Annotated in this window: 13 protein-coding genes; 3 read left to right on the top strand and 10 right to left on the bottom strand. The window is 39.1% G+C overall.

All coding sequences use genetic code 11. The features are described 5' to 3' along the window. Positions 1-329 precede the first annotated feature (329 nt). Positions 330-1,478: an orc1/cdc6 family replication initiation protein gene (locus HY987_RS10310; protein ID WP_292758243.1), complete on the top strand. Its 1,149-nt coding sequence runs from the start codon at positions 330-332 to the stop codon at positions 1,476-1,478. Between the two features lie 214 nt (positions 1,479-1,692). Here HY987_RS10310 and pyrB read toward each other — a convergent pair whose 3' ends face one another. The 4 genes from pyrB to HY987_RS10290 form a co-directional block, all read right to left on the bottom strand. Continuing rightward, positions 1,693-2,607 (bottom strand): aspartate carbamoyltransferase, encoded by a 915-nt coding sequence (gene pyrB, locus HY987_RS10305; protein WP_292758241.1) that lies wholly within the window; start codon positions 2,605-2,607, stop codon positions 1,693-1,695. A 131-nt stretch (positions 2,608-2,738) separates the two neighbouring features. Beyond that, a complete protein-coding gene (locus HY987_RS10300; RefSeq protein WP_292758239.1) occupies positions 2,739-3,467 on the bottom strand; it encodes a tRNA (adenine-N1)-methyltransferase in 729 nt (242 codons plus the stop codon). Between the two features lie 250 nt (positions 3,468-3,717). Beyond that, positions 3,718-6,105: a DEAD/DEAH box helicase gene (locus tag HY987_RS10295; protein ID WP_292758237.1), complete on the bottom strand. Its 2,388-nt coding sequence runs from the start codon at positions 6,103-6,105 to the stop codon at positions 3,718-3,720. Positions 6,106-6,439: 334 nt separating this feature from the next. Continuing rightward, positions 6,440-7,804 (bottom strand): DUF4013 domain-containing protein, encoded by a 1,365-nt coding sequence (locus HY987_RS10290; protein WP_292758235.1) that lies wholly within the window; start codon positions 7,802-7,804, stop codon positions 6,440-6,442. Between the two features lie 771 nt (positions 7,805-8,575). Here HY987_RS10290 and HY987_RS10285 point away from each other — a divergent pair. After that, on the top strand, positions 8,576-9,439 hold the full coding sequence (locus HY987_RS10285; RefSeq protein ID WP_292758234.1) for a hypothetical protein: 864 nt from the start codon (positions 8,576-8,578) through the stop codon (positions 9,437-9,439). A 103-nt stretch (positions 9,440-9,542) separates the two neighbouring features. Here HY987_RS10285 and HY987_RS10280 read toward each other — a convergent pair whose 3' ends face one another. The 5 genes from HY987_RS10280 to HY987_RS10260 form a co-directional block, all read right to left on the bottom strand. Continuing rightward, a complete protein-coding gene (locus HY987_RS10280) occupies positions 9,543-11,240 on the bottom strand; it encodes a glycosyltransferase family 39 protein (protein WP_292758232.1) in 1,698 nt (565 codons plus the stop codon). Positions 11,241-11,393: 153 nt separating this feature from the next. Beyond that, positions 11,394-12,593 carry an aconitase X catalytic domain-containing protein gene (locus HY987_RS10275; RefSeq protein ID WP_292758230.1) on the bottom strand — a complete coding sequence of 400 codons (1,200 nt, stop codon included), beginning with the start codon at positions 12,591-12,593 and terminating at the stop codon, positions 11,394-11,396. Between the two features lie 149 nt (positions 12,594-12,742). Next, positions 12,743-14,098 (bottom strand): DHH family phosphoesterase, encoded by a 1,356-nt coding sequence (locus tag HY987_RS10270; protein WP_292758228.1) that lies wholly within the window; start codon positions 14,096-14,098, stop codon positions 12,743-12,745. Further along, a complete protein-coding gene (locus HY987_RS10265; protein WP_292758226.1) occupies positions 14,064-14,465 on the bottom strand; it encodes a 30S ribosomal protein S15 in 402 nt (133 codons plus the stop codon). The genes HY987_RS10270 and HY987_RS10265 overlap by 35 nt, the downstream gene beginning before the upstream one ends. A gap of 187 nt (positions 14,466-14,652) precedes the next feature. Further along, on the bottom strand, positions 14,653-15,237 hold the full coding sequence (locus tag HY987_RS10260) for an XTP/dITP diphosphatase (RefSeq protein ID WP_292758224.1): 585 nt from the start codon (positions 15,235-15,237) through the stop codon (positions 14,653-14,655). 465 nt (positions 15,238-15,702) lie between these two features. Between HY987_RS10260 and acs the strand changes: the two genes are divergently transcribed. Next, positions 15,703-17,607: an acetate--CoA ligase gene (acs, locus tag HY987_RS10255; protein WP_292758222.1), complete on the top strand. Its 1,905-nt coding sequence runs from the start codon at positions 15,703-15,705 to the stop codon at positions 17,605-17,607. 207 nt (positions 17,608-17,814) lie between these two features. On the opposite strand, the gene HY987_RS10250 is transcribed toward acs, so the two are convergent. Continuing rightward, entirely contained in the window at positions 17,815-19,458 is a 1,644-nt protein-coding gene (locus HY987_RS10250; RefSeq protein WP_292758220.1) for a bifunctional N(6)-L-threonylcarbamoyladenine synthase/serine/threonine protein kinase, read from the bottom strand. Between the last annotated feature and the right edge of the window lie 201 nt (positions 19,459-19,659).

Below are 19,659 nucleotides of genomic sequence, written 5' to 3'. Positions count from 1 at the left end.
CATACTTGTTAAATGGGTTCTTCACGTTTAGTGTGGTGTAGAACATTGTGTTTACTGTTTTTGACGAAGAATTTCCATAAAATAAATTAAAATGTTGTGATAATTAAAAAAAGTTCAAACTTTGTTTGACTTAAATTATTAACCTTTAAAGCATTAATTTGCTTAAACGGTGTAACTGATGAATAGGATAATAGATCCTTAAAATCAAATTGGGGTAGTATTGATCTCACTTGAATGATCAGAAACCACGATTTGACTAGTGATTGTAGTTCTCGATAGATTCATAAAATTGGGGGCATAATGTATTTTTATTATAAGAAGTGGTATCTATGAATATTTTTGAGGAATTGGGCGACAAAAATTCGGTATTTAAATGTAAAAAGTTTCTGGACCATAGATTTTTACCGGATAATCTTCCTCACCGTGAAGATCAGATTAAATCCGTGGCTAAATACTGGGTTGAGGCATTAAAAAATGTAACACCACCTGATGTTACTGTTTATGGTAAGACTGGTACTGGCAAAACTGCAGTAGCCAAGTTTGCCAAGAAGCAACTGGACCAGATATCTAAGGAGAAAAATGTTAATGTAAGGGTGGAATACATCCGTTGCACGGATTTCACCACAGAATACCAGGTAATTGCTCGTTTGTGCCAACAAATGGGGCAGGATGTTCCTTACCGTGGGTGGACTAAAGCCGAAGTGATAAATGCGTTCCGTAACCTTTTCAAGAAAAATGTTTTTGGTAACGATCTGATTTTAATTATAATCCTTGATGAAATTGATATTCTGTTAAAAAATGATGGTGATGGTTTACTTTACACTCTTACCCGGACTGATAATGTCTCCATAGCATCAATCAGTAACTTCGTGGACTTCAAACAGTTCATAAAGCCCAGGGTGCGAAGCAGTCTCCGTGACCGGGAGATTGTCTTTCCACCATACAATGCCCAGCAACTGGTGGACATTCTTCAGGAACGTTCCCACCTATCATTCAACGATGGGGTGTTGCACGATGAAGTCATACCCCTCTGCGCGGCACTAGCAGCCAAAGAAGAAGGTGACGCCAGGTATGCGCTGGATTTACTGCGAACTTCAGGCGAATTAGCTGATGAAAAAAGCACAGAGATGGTTTATGAAGAATATGTCCGGGAGGCTAAGGATCAAATTGAGCATAACAAGGTCACTGACATTGTAATGACCCTTCCCAGTCAACAGCAGAAGGTCCTGGAATCACTGATATTCTTAACTAAACGTAAAGAGGAAATAACTTCTGGAAGACTTTATGATGTTTACAAAGACATAACCAAGGGAGATTCTGTGTCATACCGAAGAATTTTTGACTTTATCAATGAATTAGAGATGTTAGGACTCATATCTACAAAAACAGTATCTCGGGGCAGGGGTAAGGGCAGAACAAATCTCATCACCCTCCAGTGTGATATGGAACTCTTGGAAGATGCCATGTGGAGTGGTTAATACCACTCTATTTGTAAATTATCTATTTAATTATAGAAATCATCTTTTCCATTCCTTTTAAAATAATCAACATCAATATTTTTTATATTTATTTTACTTACTTGAACATTTTAATAGAATTTGAAAATCGAACTCTTAATAGAATTAAAAATAGATTTTTAATTAAAAATTATATATTTTTTATAACATATTTTATCATTTAATCCTAGATTTATTACTTTATCATTGATTTTAACAGGGCCATTCGAACTGGAACTCCATAAAATGCCTGTTGGAAGTATCTTCCGTAGGGGGTGTTATCCACGTCATGGGATATTTCATCCACCCTGGGTAGGGGGTGCATTACTATGGCTTCACTTCCTTTAAGAAGTCTTGAATCAATGGTGTAGGCTCCTTTGATTTTTAAATATTCCTGGGGGTCGGGGAATCTTTCTTTCTGGATCCTGGTCACGTATAAAACATCAGCATAGCTGAGAACATCTCGAATGTCTTCTGTTTCCTGCACATTCACTCCCGCTGCTGCCAAGTCATGGAGGACTTCTCGTGGCATTTTAAGCTCGGGTGGTGATACAAAGCTCATTCGGGCACCGAACATGGCCAAAGCATATGAAAGAGAGTGTACAGTTCTACCATATTTGAGGTCACCCACCAGTGCTACGTGTAACTCTTCAATATCACCCAGAATACGTTTCATGGTGTATAAATCCAGAAGTGTCTGGGTGGGATGCTGCCCAGCTCCATCACCCGCATTAATCACAGGAACATCAACCATCTCTGCAACATAACGGGCGGTGCCTTCCATGTTATGGCGGATAACCAGGGCATCAGTGTATTCTCCAACGATACGTACGGTATCAGTTAAATTTTCACCTTTAACTGCGGAACTGGTTCCAGCTTCTGCAAAACCAACAGTACTACCACCTAATCGTTTCATAGCTGTTTCAAATGAGAGTCTGGTACGGGTGGAAGCTTCGTAAAATAACATTCCCAGAATAGATCCAGATAAAACATTTGATTTCTCCTGTGATCTGGCAATGGGTTCCATTTCTTCGGCTAATTTCAGAATGTATTCAATATCTCCTTTGCTAAAATCTTTAATTGAAATTATATTTTTCAAATTGAAACCCATGGTATTCACCATTGTACTGTTTATGTGGGGTATATTCCTTTTAAAACATTATATTAACTTATATTACCTTCTATTTTTAATATTTTTCATTATAGGTTTTCATATCTAGGTGGAATAAAAAATTTTTCAGATTAAAGTTTCCTTCCGAATGTTAAATATCCGGTGTGTCCAGTCATCCTGGTTTTTGGGCGAACTCCTTTATCTTTTACTTCTATTTCACGTACCAAACATTCTAAACTCTTTAAATCAGAAAATTCACGTTTTTTCAGGATTCGGGTGAGGAGTTTCACCTGGTCAATGTATGGTGTGTAGGCAGCTAAGTAACCTCCTGATTTAAGGGCATCCCGTGCATGTTCCACCACTTCCCAAGGTTTAGGCAGATCCAGGAATACCAGGTCCACATTCTCTTCATCTATACCTTCCACCACATCCTGACATTTTATGGTTACATTTTCTAACCCAAATCCTTTAACATTTTTATCGGCAATCTGCCAGAAGTCTTCCCTTAATTCATAAGAGTACACGTGACCTGTTTCTCCCACTATGTTACCCAGAAATATGGTGGCTGCACCAGCCCCTGTTCCTGCTTCTACCACTCGTTGACCGCTGCCCAGCCCGGTGTAGGCAGCCATAACACCCAGATCTTTGGGGAGGATGATGGAACATCTGCGGTCCATTAGTTCGATGTAATCGTTGATATTGGCATCTAAAACACGGAATTCTCGGCCAAGATGTGTTTTTAAAACATCTCCTGGGGTGCTGCTGGTTATTTCTTCTTTTTTAATGTAACCATGGTCTGTGTGAAGGTCATCAGTACCGGCGAGGAATTTCTTACCCTTTTCATTTATCAGAATCTTCATTTGATCATCGATCTCCACTTGAATTAATTAAATCATGAGTTTTTCAACAATTCCAGGATAATATCAGTTAATTTTTAAAGTTCCTAAAAATTTTAAGTATATTACTTATTTTTTTGTCTATTAAGGTTTTTTAAGTCTATCAAGGGGTTTTCAGTCATTTTCGGCTTTTTTTATAATTTCGGGATCTGTTATTATAAATCTTTAGAATTACTTACTCATCATAACTCTATTATTTACCATAAATAGAACTTCAATCATTTTCAACATCTTTTTCCAGAATGAATTCTTTTGATGGCTTGTTTTTCCCATTTACAATTGGTTTTTCGGTGGAATCATTTTCAGCATTCTTTGAATACCGGAATGTGTCTGAATATTTGGATGCAATTATCTTTCGGATATTTCGAGCAATTTTATCTCCAATTCCATCCACCTTTTTCAAGTCATCCACACGGGCAGTGATAACTCCTTCCACACTATCGAACATTTCCAAAAGTTTCCTGGCAGTCACTGGTCCCACACTGGGCAGTGATTCCACAATAAAAAGCTGCTGTTCCTGAAGGGTTAATGGTTTTCTTTCAGTACGCATTTGAACATCCTTCGAACCCTTGTCCAGTTCTCTTACTGCGAGTCTGTAGATCATAGCTGCAGTATCTTCTGGGTTACGGGTGGGAATGATGGGTATGTTAAAGTCAACTGCCAGACTGGCCAGTGCTCCTCTGATGGCATTGGGATGCAGCGAACTGCTGTATAAATCCTGCCCTTCCAGTATGATCAATGGCTTCTGGAAGTTTTCCACCAGTTCCTCGGCCTGCTTATACAACCTTTTATCCATCAATGAGCTCACAAAGTCATGTGTGCTTTTTCTTTCCACAGCTACCTGGGGACTTATCTGATAATCAGCAACAGGGAGGCTGGTGGGTTCCACCTTAACTTCTAAGTTACTCAATTCCCTGGTAACTCCAGACTTAGACTCACGGTGGTCTACATACACAACAACCCTTTTATCAGAGGATAAATTATCTTTATTTTCCCTGTCCAAAACCTTAACATCCTCATCATTAGCAATAAGCGGTCTTTCGGGTTGATTGTATCCATTGGCCAGCTGTTTTTTCATTCTCCTTTCCCGGTGCATGCTTGAATAATAGAATGACTCATCACGAGTGTTTTTTGTTATTAGAACGATCATACGGCCACTTGTGGTCCTACCGGTTCGACCACGCCTCTGAATCATTCTTATTTCCGATGGAACTGGTTCATAGAGTACCACCAGATCTACACTGGGAATGTCAATACCTTCCTCAGCCACACTGGTGGAAATCAGAACCTGATAAGTTTTCATCTTAAAGGCCTTTATAATATTCTTCTGTTCTTTCTGAGTTAGACCTTTTTCCTTTTCCCGGTTGGCCTGCCCAAAGAATTTAACGGCGTTTATACCTTCTTTTTGGCACTTATTATAGATTTGATTTATAGTGTCCCTGTACTGACTGAAAACAATAACTTGTTGTTTGTCTTCTGCTGCACTTTTAAGTATTTCCATGAGTTTTCCCAGTTTAGGGTGTTCCACTCCATTATTGTAGGCCTGTCTGGTTAAGTTCACCGCAGTTTTAAAGTTTTCATCCTTAAATAATCCCTTGGCAGCTTTGGTTTTTTTCTTCCTCATCCGTTCAAAGTAAGAGTGCAGGTTACTCACACCCTGTGTTTCTAAAAGTTCCAGGGAATGCATGACGCTGAAAACAGCGGTTAACATGGATATTGCCAGCAAGCAATCTCTTGGTGGGCTGGCACTTTGAGATATTCGGTTTTGGACTTTTCCCCTGGCTCTTAAAATGTCTTTTTTACTGACCTGCTGGATTGAATTGAGAACTCCCAGTTTTTTCAAACCATTAAGACGATTTTTAAGGGCCACATCCAGATGGGTTTTAATATCCAGTTGTTCCTTTTTCAACTCAACTTTCACCCATTCCACGTCAATGGGGTTGAAATATGGTTTGACATCAGGATCATCCTCATTTTTAACCATCACCTCATTTATAAAGAGATTCTGGCAAACCTGGTTTATCCTCTCTTCATCACCACCTGGTGATGCAGTTAAACCCAGTATCAGTGGGTTTTTGGCCTGTTTATTGTATCGCTTGGCCAGGAATACGTAGGAATAGGATCCAGTTCCCCGGTGACATTCATCAAAAATCAGTAAGGAAACATCCTCCAATGAATATCTTTCCGCTATGATATCTGATTCTATTGTCTGAGGGGTTGCACAGATGATCTGGGAATCATTCCATCTTTTAATCCGTTCTTCCAGTTTAACTGCACCAGTCAGACTGCTGGTGCTTGCTTTCAAAAATTCAATGAAACTTTCCTCGTGCTGGACTACCAGTGGTTTGGTGGGAGCTAAAAGCAAAATTTTACTGTCCGGATATTTTTCAAGCCTATCTGCAGCAACCAGGGCAGCGACCACAGTTTTACCCAGTGCTGTTGGGGCTACTATCATAGTATTCCCTTTTTTTATAACGTTAGCCGCGAGCAATTGCTGATAAAGACGTGCTTCAATTTTCCCGGCTTCGATTAGAGGGTGTTGTATCCACCTTACAGATTTTCTTGAAGAGTGGGCCTCATTTTGATGTTTATTTTCAACCATTTTTAATATCCTGAATTTGGTTTGTTAGAGTGACATATCTTGAACTAATACTATGTTTACAATCTATAAAACTATTACAAAAAAAATCAAATGCAGAATATAAAAATTCAAAATCTATTCTAAATTAGGGGAATTACATTGAAAAAGATAATTTGGGAGTTTGTGGAGTTACAACTTTTTTGGACCTATTTTTGACATATTTACTCATATATAGTATTAATCCCATTAATCTTAGAATGTGTTATTCAGTCTTTGAGGTTTCCGCATTAAAGCACCGAAGCTAAGAACTATTAACCTTATTTATACTGATGATGTATGGCTTGATTCTGTTTAATTATCTGTTAAATCTGTTTTTAAGGAAAATTCCTAATACTCCACTAATAATACCTAAAACTCCAGTGAAAACGGGAATAAATAAATACAAACCAAAATCCATGCCTATATTCAAGTAAAAATACATTAACAAGAATATCACGATATTATATACAAAAATTGCCATTATTGAATTCATGACACCGTATTTGTATCCACATCCTCTACATGTATACGATGCTAAAAATCCGCCGATTAATGGTGCTAAAAATGCCAGGGACCAAGTTATAATTATTCCTTCCCCAAAATAAGTGTAATTTAACAACATTAGTAGTAATGGTATTAAATAAATCATAATGGAAGATATTGCACCGATACCTACTAATCTCCATTTTATTTTATCAGGATTCTCATTATCGTTTGCTTCATTTTCAATTATATCATAATTTTTTGATTCTTCAATTTCAATGTATTTAAGTTTCCCACCGCATTCACATTCTTCAAAATCTTCTGGAGATTCTCCCGGCTGGAGTTCATAGTATCCTCCACATTTTTCACATTTTAAATACCACTTATCTCCAGACATATAAATTAAAGCCACTGCTCGGGCAAAATACATAAAAACAAATGGAACTACAATCATTATACATAAAAACTTTAAAATTGCTATTCCAAGCGGATAAATACTCATGATAAAGTTTAAAAATGTTAAGATTAATGTGGTGGTGCCATATATCACTAAAAAGAGGAATTCAATCACAATATACCATAAAATGAAATTTTTCCAACCAATATTAGAAATTTTATTTAATATTTCACGGAATTTGAAAGCTGCCCCGATTTTACTATCATTATATGCCATATGAGATATTGCAATATTTATAAATGGAATAGCTAAGATTACGTAAAAAATTGTAATAAGTCTCCAAAGTCCGACCTGAACATGAATTGCCATGTCGTAAAGCATCTGGAAAAAATTTAACGCATTATATGCAATAATTATAAGGGGGTTTACTCCAACATTTGATGGATACAATGTAACAAAAATTATTATGAGCAGGATAACTGGAATCAAATACACAATAGTTACTATTGACACTTTAATTCCTTTTATGAACAGATTAAACCAAGGGGCAAATTTTGGGAGTTTCACTCCATAATCCAAGGATGATTTTACGATTTTAAACGTGTACCCTCTAACTAAGATTCCAACAATGAATTCGATGACTAAAAGACAAATTACAATGTTAAATTTACTAAACGGATTACCTATTAAAAAAAATGTTTCTATATCTGTTATCAATACCAGAATCCCTAATATCAAAAATCTCTTCCAATCTGAAAAAGGATATCTTATAGAATCACTTACAATCTCCTTAATATTCATTCAATGAACTCCATATTGGTATAATCATCCTTTAATCTAACCCACAACATCAATTCATATTATCTTATATTCTTATTAATACTCACTGTACATAAATGTCGTACTAAAGAAAGTCATGATTACATTATTTTATGCAGCATCGATTTTTAACCGATACATCCATTCTTTTCAATCTCTTACGGTATTTCTGGCAAAATTAAAAAATTTACAACTAAGTAGTTCAAATTATCTTATGTGGGGGAATTATTGGCGAAAAACGCAATTTTGGGAGTATTTGGAGTTATAACTCTTATTAGACCTATTTTCAGCATAGGTTTTTGATACTAAAGTATTGGGATATAAAAAATACTTATTTTTCAGGTTTACCTAAGGCCAAACATTAAGAACTACAAAAAAGAGAAAATTCAGGATAATTTAGGAAATAACACATGTTAAATGTTTGATTAAAGGGGATTGTATCCACCTGACCATGGTATTAGTATATAAAAAGATAGTATAAAAATAGTGGCATGGGGATAGATACATCTTAAAACAACGATAAAACATGATTTTTGGGATATTTAATCTTTATTTTTAAAATTAAAAATAATTGTTTATAAAACTCATTTTTAAATCAGGAATACCCAGTGACTATCACATCCTTTTTTTGGATCTGTAATATGTCCTCGTGATTGGTGTTGTATAATGGGTCTCCGCACCCAACATTTATTATTAATAAATTATTAATAAATAATACTTACTACTTTGATGGTAATTGCTATGGTGATTTCAATGGATGGTGAGAATAATAATTATCATAATCTGGAATTAGAAACCATCTACAAAAACTTTATACACGAATTTGCCCATATTAATGGTGTTTTCCCAGTTTTAAAGTATTTCATGCATTTATGGGATGAACATGTTTGGGAATCCTTATTCAAAGTACATCGAAACTGGAAAAATCCTCTAAGCATCATGGATCATTCCAGTAAATCAGTTCCAGAGAGTTTAGTTTTGATGCAGGTTATTAAGAACGGGATGCAGCCGGGTAAGTCTGTTAATGGTTATTCAGTTAGTTATGATACATTTCGTAAGTTGCATATTTTCCTGGAAAAACTGTATGCACTCCATCTGGGCCGGGACTTGGTGATGGATGATTTATGGGCCTTGCATAAAAGTGATCTCCTGGAACGGCTACTAGGGGGATTGGATATATTCAATGTTTTTAAGGGTAGCTTGTTTTTGGGGGATGACTTTTTTCAGTGTATTAAAGGGGTTTATTGGGATGAAGATGCCTTAATTTTCTTTAAAAATCTTCATAATCTGTTCATTTCATTTTTATTTGAAGATCATGGTGAAAAGGAGACTAGCTTTAACCTGGAGCTTGAAAAGGTGCTGGTGCTTATGGCACACTGTAGTGCAGTATTATCTGACAGCAAATATATTGGTGCTGAAGATGTTTTAAGAGCTTATAATACATTATTTAAAATCCTAAACACCGATATCACAGCCTTAGTGAATAAAAAGTATTATGCTGGTCTTTTGCTATGTGAGGCTTGTAATGAATTATATCCTCTTCTTGAAGATGAAGCGCCATATGATTTCTCCAGTTGCAGTTGTGGGGGTGAATTGAAATATGTGAGTTCAGAATGAGTCAGTCCGATAAAATAGGATATAATAGAATTAATGGAGTTTATTCAAATAAAAAACCTTAAAACTCAATGAATTGCCACAGGGATTTCAATATGGATAGATTCTAATGGATCCTTTGGTAAATTGTAATCAGATCAGTTTTATTTATCACACGATAACCCTGGAGTGAGGGTTTAGTTTCACTTAAAACATCTATGTAATATTCTGCATCTGAATCAATTAACATGGAAGAAAACTCATCAACATTGTTATAGTCTCTTAAAACCCCGGTAATCACCATTTTTCTCATACTCCATGACACTGCTGGGCTGTAATCTGAAAAAATGATTTTATCCTGGTATTGTGGATCATAGTCATCCAGCCATTGAGCAGTGGGTTCAACGTACTTAATTAAACAGGTGTTGGGGGTATGACCTGCGAAGGTAACTGCAGTTGAAGATAAAAATACCAGGCCCACAATTAAATACAATCCCCATGACTTTAAAGAGTCCCTTTTAATTCTGGATTTATACCTTTCGATGAGGATGCTTAAACCCAGGAAAATAAAGTAGGTAAGGGCGGGAGCCACGGTAATGAGATATCTGTCCACCTTTACCGGTGTTACACTGTGCATTATGAAGAAGGTGAAAAACCACAAGAGGAAGAGTAAATCCATCTTCAAATTCTCTCCTTCCACATCATGCAATAATTTGTAGATCAAAAGACAGATAGAAAGGACCATAATATCAGTCACCAGATAAGGTGCTCCAGAAAAGCTTAAAAACCCAGCAAACACTAAAATTCCCAGTAATATTACCTGGACAATGGACCATTTAGACACACCATCCATTGCTTTTAGCTTCTTTTTTAAAATGGTGTAAATATATATTCCAAGACCACACAAAACGAATATGGCAATTATGTAGGCTAAAATCGATGTAGATCCTTGGCTAGGGCTTAATATTTGATAGTAACTTCCTTTAACCGGTCCAACAGCAATGTAGTTCAGTAGATTATGTAGGTAGTACAGGTTATCCGGGTTGTAGGCTGCATCTCCCACACCGAAGGATTTCCCAAATAATAACGGATTGATGATTAGGAAAACCAAACAGCTAAAATAACTAATTTTAAGGTAAGCATAGATTAAAACGGGTGTTAAAATTCCTAAAGGAATAATAATCTGTTTTAAATGTTTTTTGACGTTCTGGAGGAAATGGGTACCTACAATGAAATAAAAGAAAAGTGGGATTATTAAAAGGGCAGTGGTGTATCTGGTGAGAATGGCCACTGCCAGCATGGGGATAACCAGGTATAAGTATTTTGAATCCTTTTCTACCCCTCTGACCATGAAATATATGGTCCAGATCGAGAATGAAATTGCAGGCACATCAATGGAGCCACTGGCTGCCCACGAAAATACCAGGGGGAGTGAAATGTAGATTAAACATGCAGTGAAGCTTTGTATTTTATTAAAACGCTCATTTAATAGCAAATATAATCCCATAACTCCGAAAATGAATATAATGGCGTTTAATATGATTATAACACTACTGGATACGAATCCTGCCCGGAAAATCAGAGATGTTAAAAAGGGCATGAGTGGTGGCACTGCGGTCATATTGGTGCTTCCAGCTACCACGCCGGAGTAGTGCAGGGCTACATTCAGGTAGGTGAAAACATCGAAGTAATTCACCCCGATCATAATCTGCACTGCAGATAGAAAAATAGCAACAATGGTGGTGATTATGATTAGAATACACAGGGGATCTTTTACTTTTTCCGGCAGTCTAATTGAACCCTGATTTGAATCTGTAATAACCATCACCTGAATTAAAAATAGAAATTTCTTGTGTCATTGGATTATAAGATAATATGAATATTGGAAGAAACATTACACTGATTTTTTTGTATCATTTTGAGCTTATAATCCCTTCTTTCGAATCCGGTCAAGGGATATCTGATTAATATGTTCAATTTATTTTTTCAGGGCTATAAGATTCTCCCAGTCATCAAAAACCACGTCCAATCCACACATACTGGGAACATAATTCGCTGCCTTGGCAGAATTAACACCTATAACTTTAAAACCCATATCTTCTATAGGTGCCACCACCATGCAAGTGTCACAGACCACCCGCCCACCAGCTTTCTCTATGATTTTGGTGTAACCCATTCTATCTGAGGCAGCTTTAACTGAGATGGATGTGCACACCCATAACTGGTTGGCCAGTTTTTTCCCATCTAATTTAAGAGCAACTTCTTTTATCTCCTCTAATGATGCATGAGGACATCCTAAACATACCAGGTCTGGATTTTGGGCGGTAGAGAGTTTTTCCCTGGTGTTATCCAGATCCTCCCGGGTTACAGATAGTTTCTCCAGATTCTCAGTATGTTCTAAAGCACTCTGGTATTCGGGGGTGGTGTTCTCCATATGGTAAAGGGCCACAGCTCCTGAAGATGCCAATGCCGCACCCAGTGCTTTCAACTGATTAACTTGTGGCTTTATTTGTGGTTTATCCAAAAGTTTAAAGTAGGGTACACCGTTTCCTACAGCTTTCCCCACCAGATATCCCAGTGCACCGTAATCAGATCCTGTAAGTGGAGCTTCAACTTCAACCAGTAAATTAGGGACTCTACCCTGATCCAAGTGATAGCCGTAGTTGGGCGTTCTTCCACATATTGCAGCGGATAAAGCCCCAGGACCGCCTTCCCTATTTGTACGGGCTCCTAGAACTGAATTAGCGTAGCAAACTGCTGATGACTCTGACCAGGCAATATGACTACCCAGAGGGGGTACATTACCAACCAGGTAAGGGGTACAGGTGCAGGTGGTGCTGATTCCCATCTTACGGTAGGCTTCCACAATGAGCAACTGTTTTTTGGTGAATTCAGGAGGAAAACCAAGGTCTTTCCAATGGTCCAGATCCACCCCTGCAGGGTTGAGGGTGCTGGGTACTTTTACCTGGGCTCCTTCACTGGCCAGTTCTTCCAGATATTCCAAACCAGCATCGCCAATGGTTTTATAGGAAACTCCAGATATCTGGGCGGAGACTATCTCCACCATACCATCTGCTCCGTAGATATCTCCCAGAGCAACCAGGATTTCCATGGATTTCTCCACAGCAGGTCCGTGTTCGCCTGCGTACATTTTTTCCTCTTCTCGGGTAAGATACATAGAAAATGCCTCAGTTTAACTATTCTTAATTGGAGAGAATGTTCCCCTGAACATCTCAATCCCAGGGAAATATCTCAATTTAATTTAATCCTAATTCATCCTGATTATATCTTTTCGTTGGTTTTCCAGGTAAATCTGATATCCCGGTTTTAACTAACTTGTGTACTTACAATATCATTTACCAAGTTTTTGAAGTTTTCCAGTTCCTTGTAGGGTACCACTGCGCCTGCAGCAATATTATGCCCACCACCAGCACCGTTAAAGCTTTTAGCTGCCTGTTCAAGTGCAAAACCCAGGTTAACTCCTCGTTGTGTCATTTCAAGGGTTGTACGACCAGAAATTTTAACCTGATTGTGCATGCGGGAAAGGGTTATAACCGGTTTCTGAGAGTTTAAAATCTCAAGATCAATACCTAAAGATGCTAAAGTCCCCATGATCTTTTTATTTTCCTTATCTTCCGTGTAAAGATATTGCACATACTCCATTTCCTGGGAACCCTCTCTTCGGATCCAGCTTACACCTCTAATCAGAGATTCACGGTATTTACTTAAAAATTCCACACCTTCGGTTATAGCAGATTCCCTTTCACCCAGGCAGATACTTAATCCAACAGCGTAGTTTTTATTCTTACCACATGCATCCAGAATCAGAGCGTAATCCTCTAAATTTCGCAGTGCTGGATCTTCTTGAGGCATACTGTACACTGCGCCGAATATTTTTGGATTCAGTTTTATCAAGTGTTCGGTGAGAAAGTCTTTCTCCTCATTAGCCAGGTCTGTGAATTTAATACCGTATGATATACCAATCTTTTCCAGGAAAGCCTGACTTCCCTCGGGATTCCCGGAGATTCCAGGGATTCCTGGCTGGAATGTGTGGGCTAGAGCTTTATTCAGGGGGTCATCTTTGGAGGATATTTTCAGATCTTCGTGTTCTTCAACCACACCGGCGTCAGTGGCCTCGGAAAGTATGGTCTTATTCACACCAGTAAAACCATCAGCGTACTGCATATCTCCAAATGCACCAACCAGAGCCATTCCGGATAGTTCAACCTTTTCAAGGGGTTTTACAGTAAGATAAGTTACTCCAGATGCACTAACATCCCGGGTTCCGTCCAGTCCGAATAAATGGGGATTCACGTGCACCAGGGTTTCCTCATCATCTCCAGTGCTGTCCATGGTCTGGTGGTGGTCGGCGATTACAGCCTGGCCATTAAGCCGGCCAATCCGATTTACGTAACCACTTCCCATGTCACAGAAAAAGAAAAGTTTGTATTTCTCCCTGGAAAGCCGATCCAGGGTTTCCTCATTAAGGCGGGGAACCATGGTAACATGGAACTTCCCACCTTCCTGGGAGATGGCATTGCAGATAACACCTGCAGCGGATATGCCATCAGCATCATTGTGGGAGATAACTCTCACCACATGATCCTTATCTAAATGCTCCTTCAGGAGTTTAGAAGCTTCTTCAGCCCTATTTAACAAGTAGTGCTGCTTTTTTGGGGTCATATCTCCATCCTTCAGGGAGCACTCCTTCCTTGGTATAGTACTTCACCAGTCTCCTGATCCTAGATTCCACCAGTTGCAGACCTCTTTTGGTGTGCAAGTCCTTTGGATTTTCCTGGAGATGGTCCCGGATGTTCACTGCCTTACGGATGAGGTTCATTAGGTCCTCAGGGTATTCTTCTCCCTGGCCGTGGTTTTCCAGGATCTTGGTTATCTTCATATCAGTTACGCTTTTAACATCTGGAATTCCGTACTGATCTCGTAGTATAACTCCAATAACACTGGTTGATTTTCCTTCTTTTCTAAGTTTCAGTATGATCTCTTCAATTTCTTCGGTTGAATATTCAACCCAATCAGGCTTTGCTGCCATCAAATCACCTCTTAATTCTGTTAAATCTAAACTAGCAATTTAAATATATTTTAAATATATTTTTCAGATTTATGGCTTCATTTAGATATAATTTTAATTCAAGTTCATTAATTACTTAAATTCAATTTTAATAAGCTCCCATCTTTAATTTGGGACATTATTAATATAATCCAAGCTCTCAGTCTGGTTATTCGCTGTTTAACTGATCATTATACCAATGGGCAAAACTTTCCAGTGACCGGCGGCGATGGGAGAATTCATTCTTCTCATCCCGTGTAAGTTCACCAAAGGTCAGAGGGTATCCTTCTGGTATGAAAATTGGATCGTAGGCGAAACCATACTTTCCTTTTTCCTGATGTGCTATTTGTCCCCCGACTACACCTAAAAAAGTCTCGGGCTCGGTTTTGGGTGTTGCAAACCCAATTACCGACCTGAACTCGGCGTAACGGTCCTTGACATTATTCATCAGTTTTAAAATGCCTTGATTGCCCAGGGTGTCCTGTACATATGACGAATAAGTACCTGGAAACCATTTAAGAGCCTTTATAAACAGCCCTGCGTCTTCAACGATAACTGGTCTTCCAAGTCGCCTGGCAGCATCTTTGGCGCCAAAGCAAGCCACATCGGCCAGCTCTCCCTGAATTTCAGGGTATCCCAGGTCTATGTGTTCCACCTGGATATTGAACTGGTGGAAGATTCCTTGAGCTTCTTTTACTTTGTGTTGGTTACCGGTTATAAATGTTATGTATAAAGGATCTTCATTCTTGCTCATATGATCCACCAGAATAATTGCAATACAATTGTTTATTAACACATCTATGGTTGTTATGAGTGTATAAAACTTACCATAACTAGGTACTATTGATAATACATATGTATTTATATACTTCTTAATTCCTCTAAAAGATTGTCAGAATGATATTTTGACTTAAGAACCGATCTAAGACTTGTATAAGTTGGGGATAAATATATAAACAGGCATTGCAATTTTTAATTTTTAATTAATATGGCACTAAATTCCGGTAAAACAATTTCTAAATAGTTTTAAGTTCTAAAATTAAACCAAGGAATCATTTCATCATAGTCAATAAAAAGTTTGCCCATTAGTAATAAAATTAAAGGAATGAATATTATACAGCCCATCAAGAATTCTGATGAGATAGTTTAATGATTGAGCTGATATATCAAGTTATTTCATGCAAATAAAGAATTATAAAAATCTAGAGGTGAAGAAAACATGGTAAACACCGTTAATAATTCGAGTAATGAGAAAAAAATTTTTAAACCTAATTACATGCTGGTGGAAGAGGCCCATGTGAAGAACTGGGAGGCAGAAATAGAGAAGGGGAAAGATCTGGAGAAATACTGGGGGGAAAAGGCAGAACAATTTGAATGGTTCCAGAAATGGGATAAAGTCCTGGATGAAAGTCAGAAACCCTTCTACAAATGGTTTACCAATGGAAAAATAAATCTGGCCTACAATGCAGTTGACCGGTGGATACACACTGATAAAAGGAACCAGGTGGCTATTTTATATGCCAATGAGAGGGGTGATGAGAGAAAACTCACCTACTACGAGCTTTACCGTGAAGTGAATAAAATGGCCAACGCCCTTAAGAATTTAGGCATACATAAGGGTGACACAGTTTCCATGTATCTGCCTATGTGTCCTGAATTACTGGTCTCCATACTGGCCTGTAACAAAATAGGGGCGATTCACAGTGTGGTGTACTCGGGATTGAGTGTAGGTGCATTTGTGGAGCGTATGAACGATGCAGAGGCTAAAGTTCTCATTACTGCCGATGGTACCTATCGTAGAGGGAAAATAATAGACCTTAAAAAAATCGTTGACGAAGCCATGCTTAAATGCCACACCATTGAAACCACAGTAGTGGTGAAACACACTGGAAACCCCATACACATGTCTGAATTAAGTGGTAAGGAAATATTCTACGAAACACTCCTTGAAGGTGAGCCTGATGAATGTCCAGTTGAAGAGATGGACTCTGAAGATCCTCTGTTCATACTTTATACCTCAGGAAGTACAGGGAAGCCCAAAGCAGTTCTCCACACCACTGCTGGCTACATGGTGGGAGTGGCCACCACTTTAAAAACAGTGTTTGACATTCACCACGGTGACTTGTGGTGGTGTACCGGGGACATAGGCTGGATCACCGGCCACAGCTACCTCCTCTACGGACCCTTGCTTCTGGGTACAACCACTCTGGTATATGAAGGAGCACCAGACTATCCTGACCCAGGGATATGGTGGAAAATTGTGGAAAAATATGGGGTAACCAAGCTATACACATCACCCACCGCGGTAAGACACCTCATGCGGTACGGTAGTAAATATCCAACCTTATATAATCTTTCTTCTTTGAAGATACTGGGTAGTGTGGGTGAGCCAATGAATCCTGCGGCCTGGATGTGGCTCTATAAAAATATTGGGAATGAGAAAACACCTATAATGGATACCTGGTGGCAGACTGAGACTGGAATGCACATGATTGCACCTTTACCTATTTCTCCGTTAAAACCAGGGACACCTACCCTCCCCTTGCCTGGGGTGGATATTGATGTGGTTGATGAAAATGGTAACCCGGTTCCAGTGGGTGAAGATGGATACCTGGTGATCAATAAACCATGGCCAGCCATGTTCAGAACTCTGTACCAGGATGAAGAACGATATATCAATGTTTACTGGAAAGACTTACCCGGTGGGGTTTACCGGGCTGGAGACATGGCTCGGAAGGATGAAGATGGATATATCTGGATACAGGGCCGTTCTGATGATGTACTGAAGATCGCCGGTCACCGGGTGGGAACCTCTGAGGTGGAAGCAGCATTCTCTTCACATCCTGCAGTAGCTGAAGCAGCAGTCATTGGGAAATCAGATCCAGTTAAAGGACAGGTTATAAAAGCCTTTGTAATACTGAAAGAGGGCTATCAGTTAACCACAAATCTTATTGGGGAACTGCAGAAACACGTGCGTTATGAACTGGGACCCGTGGCTGTACTGGGTGACATAAAACAAGTTGAAAAGTTACCCAAAACCAGGAGTGGTAAGATCATGCGCAGGGTGCTCCGTGCCCAGGAAGAGGGGAAAGACTTGGGAGACCTGTCCACCCTTGAAGAATAGATTTTTGGATTAAATATCCTCAAATCATTCCTTTTTTATTTTAATTTCTCTTTTTGTATCTTTAATTTTATTTATTATTATTATTTTAAATTCCAATTTTTTCATATTCAATTTAAATTATATTCAAAACAAGTTTTTGATAGTTGAAAATTATAACTTATAACTTATTAGATATAACTTATAACTTATCACAATATATTCAGGAGTCTAGGTATAACGACCTCTTCCTTCTATTTCCTCAATTTTGGCCACTATCTGCTTGTAATCCCTGGCACCTTCATATCCTTTTATTATGGAATCAAAACACTCCTGGCTGATGTTATGATGAATACCGTTAATGGCCTTTTTAAATACCAGAAGATCCACTCCTTTATCTTCAACCAGATGGGATATTTTACCCAGACCAAAATCAATGAACACCACAGATTCTTTATTTTCACTAAGCATTAGGTTACTGGTGGTGAGATCGCCATGTATTATGCCACAGTCATGGAGCCTGGCCACACCTTCACCAATACTCCTGGATATGGAAATAATTTCGGATAATTCGATATTTTCACCACTGAAAATTTCTTTAACTTCCTTTCCATTGATATTCTCCATGGTAAGGGTGCTCTCCTTTAGATCCACATCAAAAATTAGGGGGGTAACCACTCCGCAGCGTTTAGCCTCTCCCATGAGTTTAGCCTCATTTTTGGTTCTTTTCTTCCGAAGGTACTCATCAATCTCCCTGATTCTGTACCCCTTAACCAACCTCTTTTTTACCAGCACTTCTTCATCCAGGTACTGATCCTGGTAGATATTGGCCTCAGCACCCTTGGCCATCAGGTCTCCAGGGAGTTCCAGTTTAAGGGCTGATTTTTCCATCCAGGGAATATCTACCTGGTCTGTGCGGTAGCGCTGCATTACACGGGTGTCGGCAATGTCCTGTTTCATGCCATGCTGGCGCATTAACAACCCCAGCCAGGCGTTCATGGCGCCATTATCTCCACAGTACTTCATTTCAGGCATGAAAAAATCAGCGTAGTGTTCACGGGTCATGACTTCCAGCATCTCCCTCAGACGCTGGTTGGCTGCCACACCCCCCACCAGTAGAACTTCGGATTTTTCAGAATGCGCCAGTGCCCGTTCAGTCACTTCCACCAGCATGGCAAATGCGGTTTCCTGCAAACTGTAGCATACATCTTCCAGGGCAGCACCAGATTCGTATTTTCGAATGGCAGCAGTGAGTAATCCCGAGAAGGATAGATCCATCCCTTTCACAGTGTAAGGTAATTTCAGATAATTATCTGATGCAAGAGCCAGCTCCTCTACACGGGGGCCCCCGGGATGTCCCAGGCCAACTGTACGGGCGAACTGATCCAGGCAGTTTCCTATGGCTATGTCCAGTGTTTCCCCGAATATCTGGTAACGTCCAGAATCAAAAGCAGTTACCTGGGTGTTTCCCCCACTCACGTATAATGTCAGAGGGTCCTTACATCCAGTAGTCAGTCTCCCGATCTCTATATGCCCTATACAGTGGTTCACACCCACAATTGGCACGTTCAGGGACAAAGCCAGGCTACGGGCTGCAGTGGCCACAGTACGCAGGGCGGGACCCAGACCAGGGCCACGTGCAAAGGCCACCATATCCAAATCCTCCACACCCAGATGAGCTTCTTCCAGGGATTTTTTTATAAGGGGAACCAGATTTTCAGCATGGTGTTCGGCTGCCTCACGGGGATGGATTCCACCTTTTTCAGGGAGAAGGGCACGGCCCTGCAGGGCCAGTATGTTCCCTTCTGAATCCACAATTCCCACACCAGTTTTTTCCGCTGTTCCCTCTAAACCTATACATATCAAGTGTATCACACTCTAAATAGCATAAAATGATTTTAATTTATGTAAATGACTTATTTTTTAGATTTATAATTAATTGAGTATAATCCGATTGATTTATCATAAAGATTCTCTGTAATATTCCAGATTTTTTTTACAAGTGATTTTACACCCATTTCATTATTTCTTTCCCATTATCTCTTTTTCATCCTTATTCTATTTTCACCGAGATAG

Source organism: Methanobacterium sp., from assembly GCF_016217785.1.
Lineage (GTDB): Archaea > Methanobacteriota > Methanobacteria > Methanobacteriales > Methanobacteriaceae > Methanobacterium.
Note: the sequence above shows the minus strand (reverse complement) of the source record. Positions and strands in the feature narration are given on the sequence as shown.

What these genes read in the sequence shown, in the direction of transcription:
- HY987_RS10310 (WP_292758243.1), top strand. Translation starts at nt 330, where the DNA reads ATGAATATTTTTGAGGAATTGGGCGACAAAAATTCGGTATTTAAATGT.
- pyrB (WP_292758241.1), bottom strand. Translation starts at nt 2,607, where the DNA reads ATGGGTTTCAATTTGAAAAATATAATTTCAATTAAAGATTTTAGCAAA.
- HY987_RS10300 (WP_292758239.1), bottom strand. Translation starts at nt 3,467, where the DNA reads ATGAAGATTCTGATAAATGAAAAGGGTAAGAAATTCCTCGCCGGTACT.
- HY987_RS10295 (WP_292758237.1), bottom strand. Translation starts at nt 6,105, where the DNA reads ATGGTTGAAAATAAACATCAAAATGAGGCCCACTCTTCAAGAAAATCT.
- HY987_RS10290 (WP_292758235.1), bottom strand. Translation starts at nt 7,804, where the DNA reads ATGAATATTAAGGAGATTGTAAGTGATTCTATAAGATATCCTTTTTCA.
- HY987_RS10285 (WP_292758234.1), top strand. Translation starts at nt 8,576, where the DNA reads ATGGATGGTGAGAATAATAATTATCATAATCTGGAATTAGAAACCATC.
- HY987_RS10280 (WP_292758232.1), bottom strand. Translation starts at nt 11,240, where the DNA reads ATGGTTATTACAGATTCAAATCAGGGTTCAATTAGACTGCCGGAAAAA.
- HY987_RS10275 (WP_292758230.1), bottom strand. Translation starts at nt 12,593, where the DNA reads ATGTATCTTACCCGAGAAGAGGAAAAAATGTACGCAGGCGAACACGGA.
- HY987_RS10270 (WP_292758228.1), bottom strand. Translation starts at nt 14,098, where the DNA reads ATGACCCCAAAAAAGCAGCACTACTTGTTAAATAGGGCTGAAGAAGCT.
- HY987_RS10265 (WP_292758226.1), bottom strand. Translation starts at nt 14,465, where the DNA reads ATGGCAGCAAAGCCTGATTGGGTTGAATATTCAACCGAAGAAATTGAA.
- HY987_RS10260 (WP_292758224.1), bottom strand. Translation starts at nt 15,237, where the DNA reads ATGAGCAAGAATGAAGATCCTTTATACATAACATTTATAACCGGTAAC.
- acs (WP_292758222.1), top strand. Translation starts at nt 15,703, where the DNA reads ATGGTAAACACCGTTAATAATTCGAGTAATGAGAAAAAAATTTTTAAA.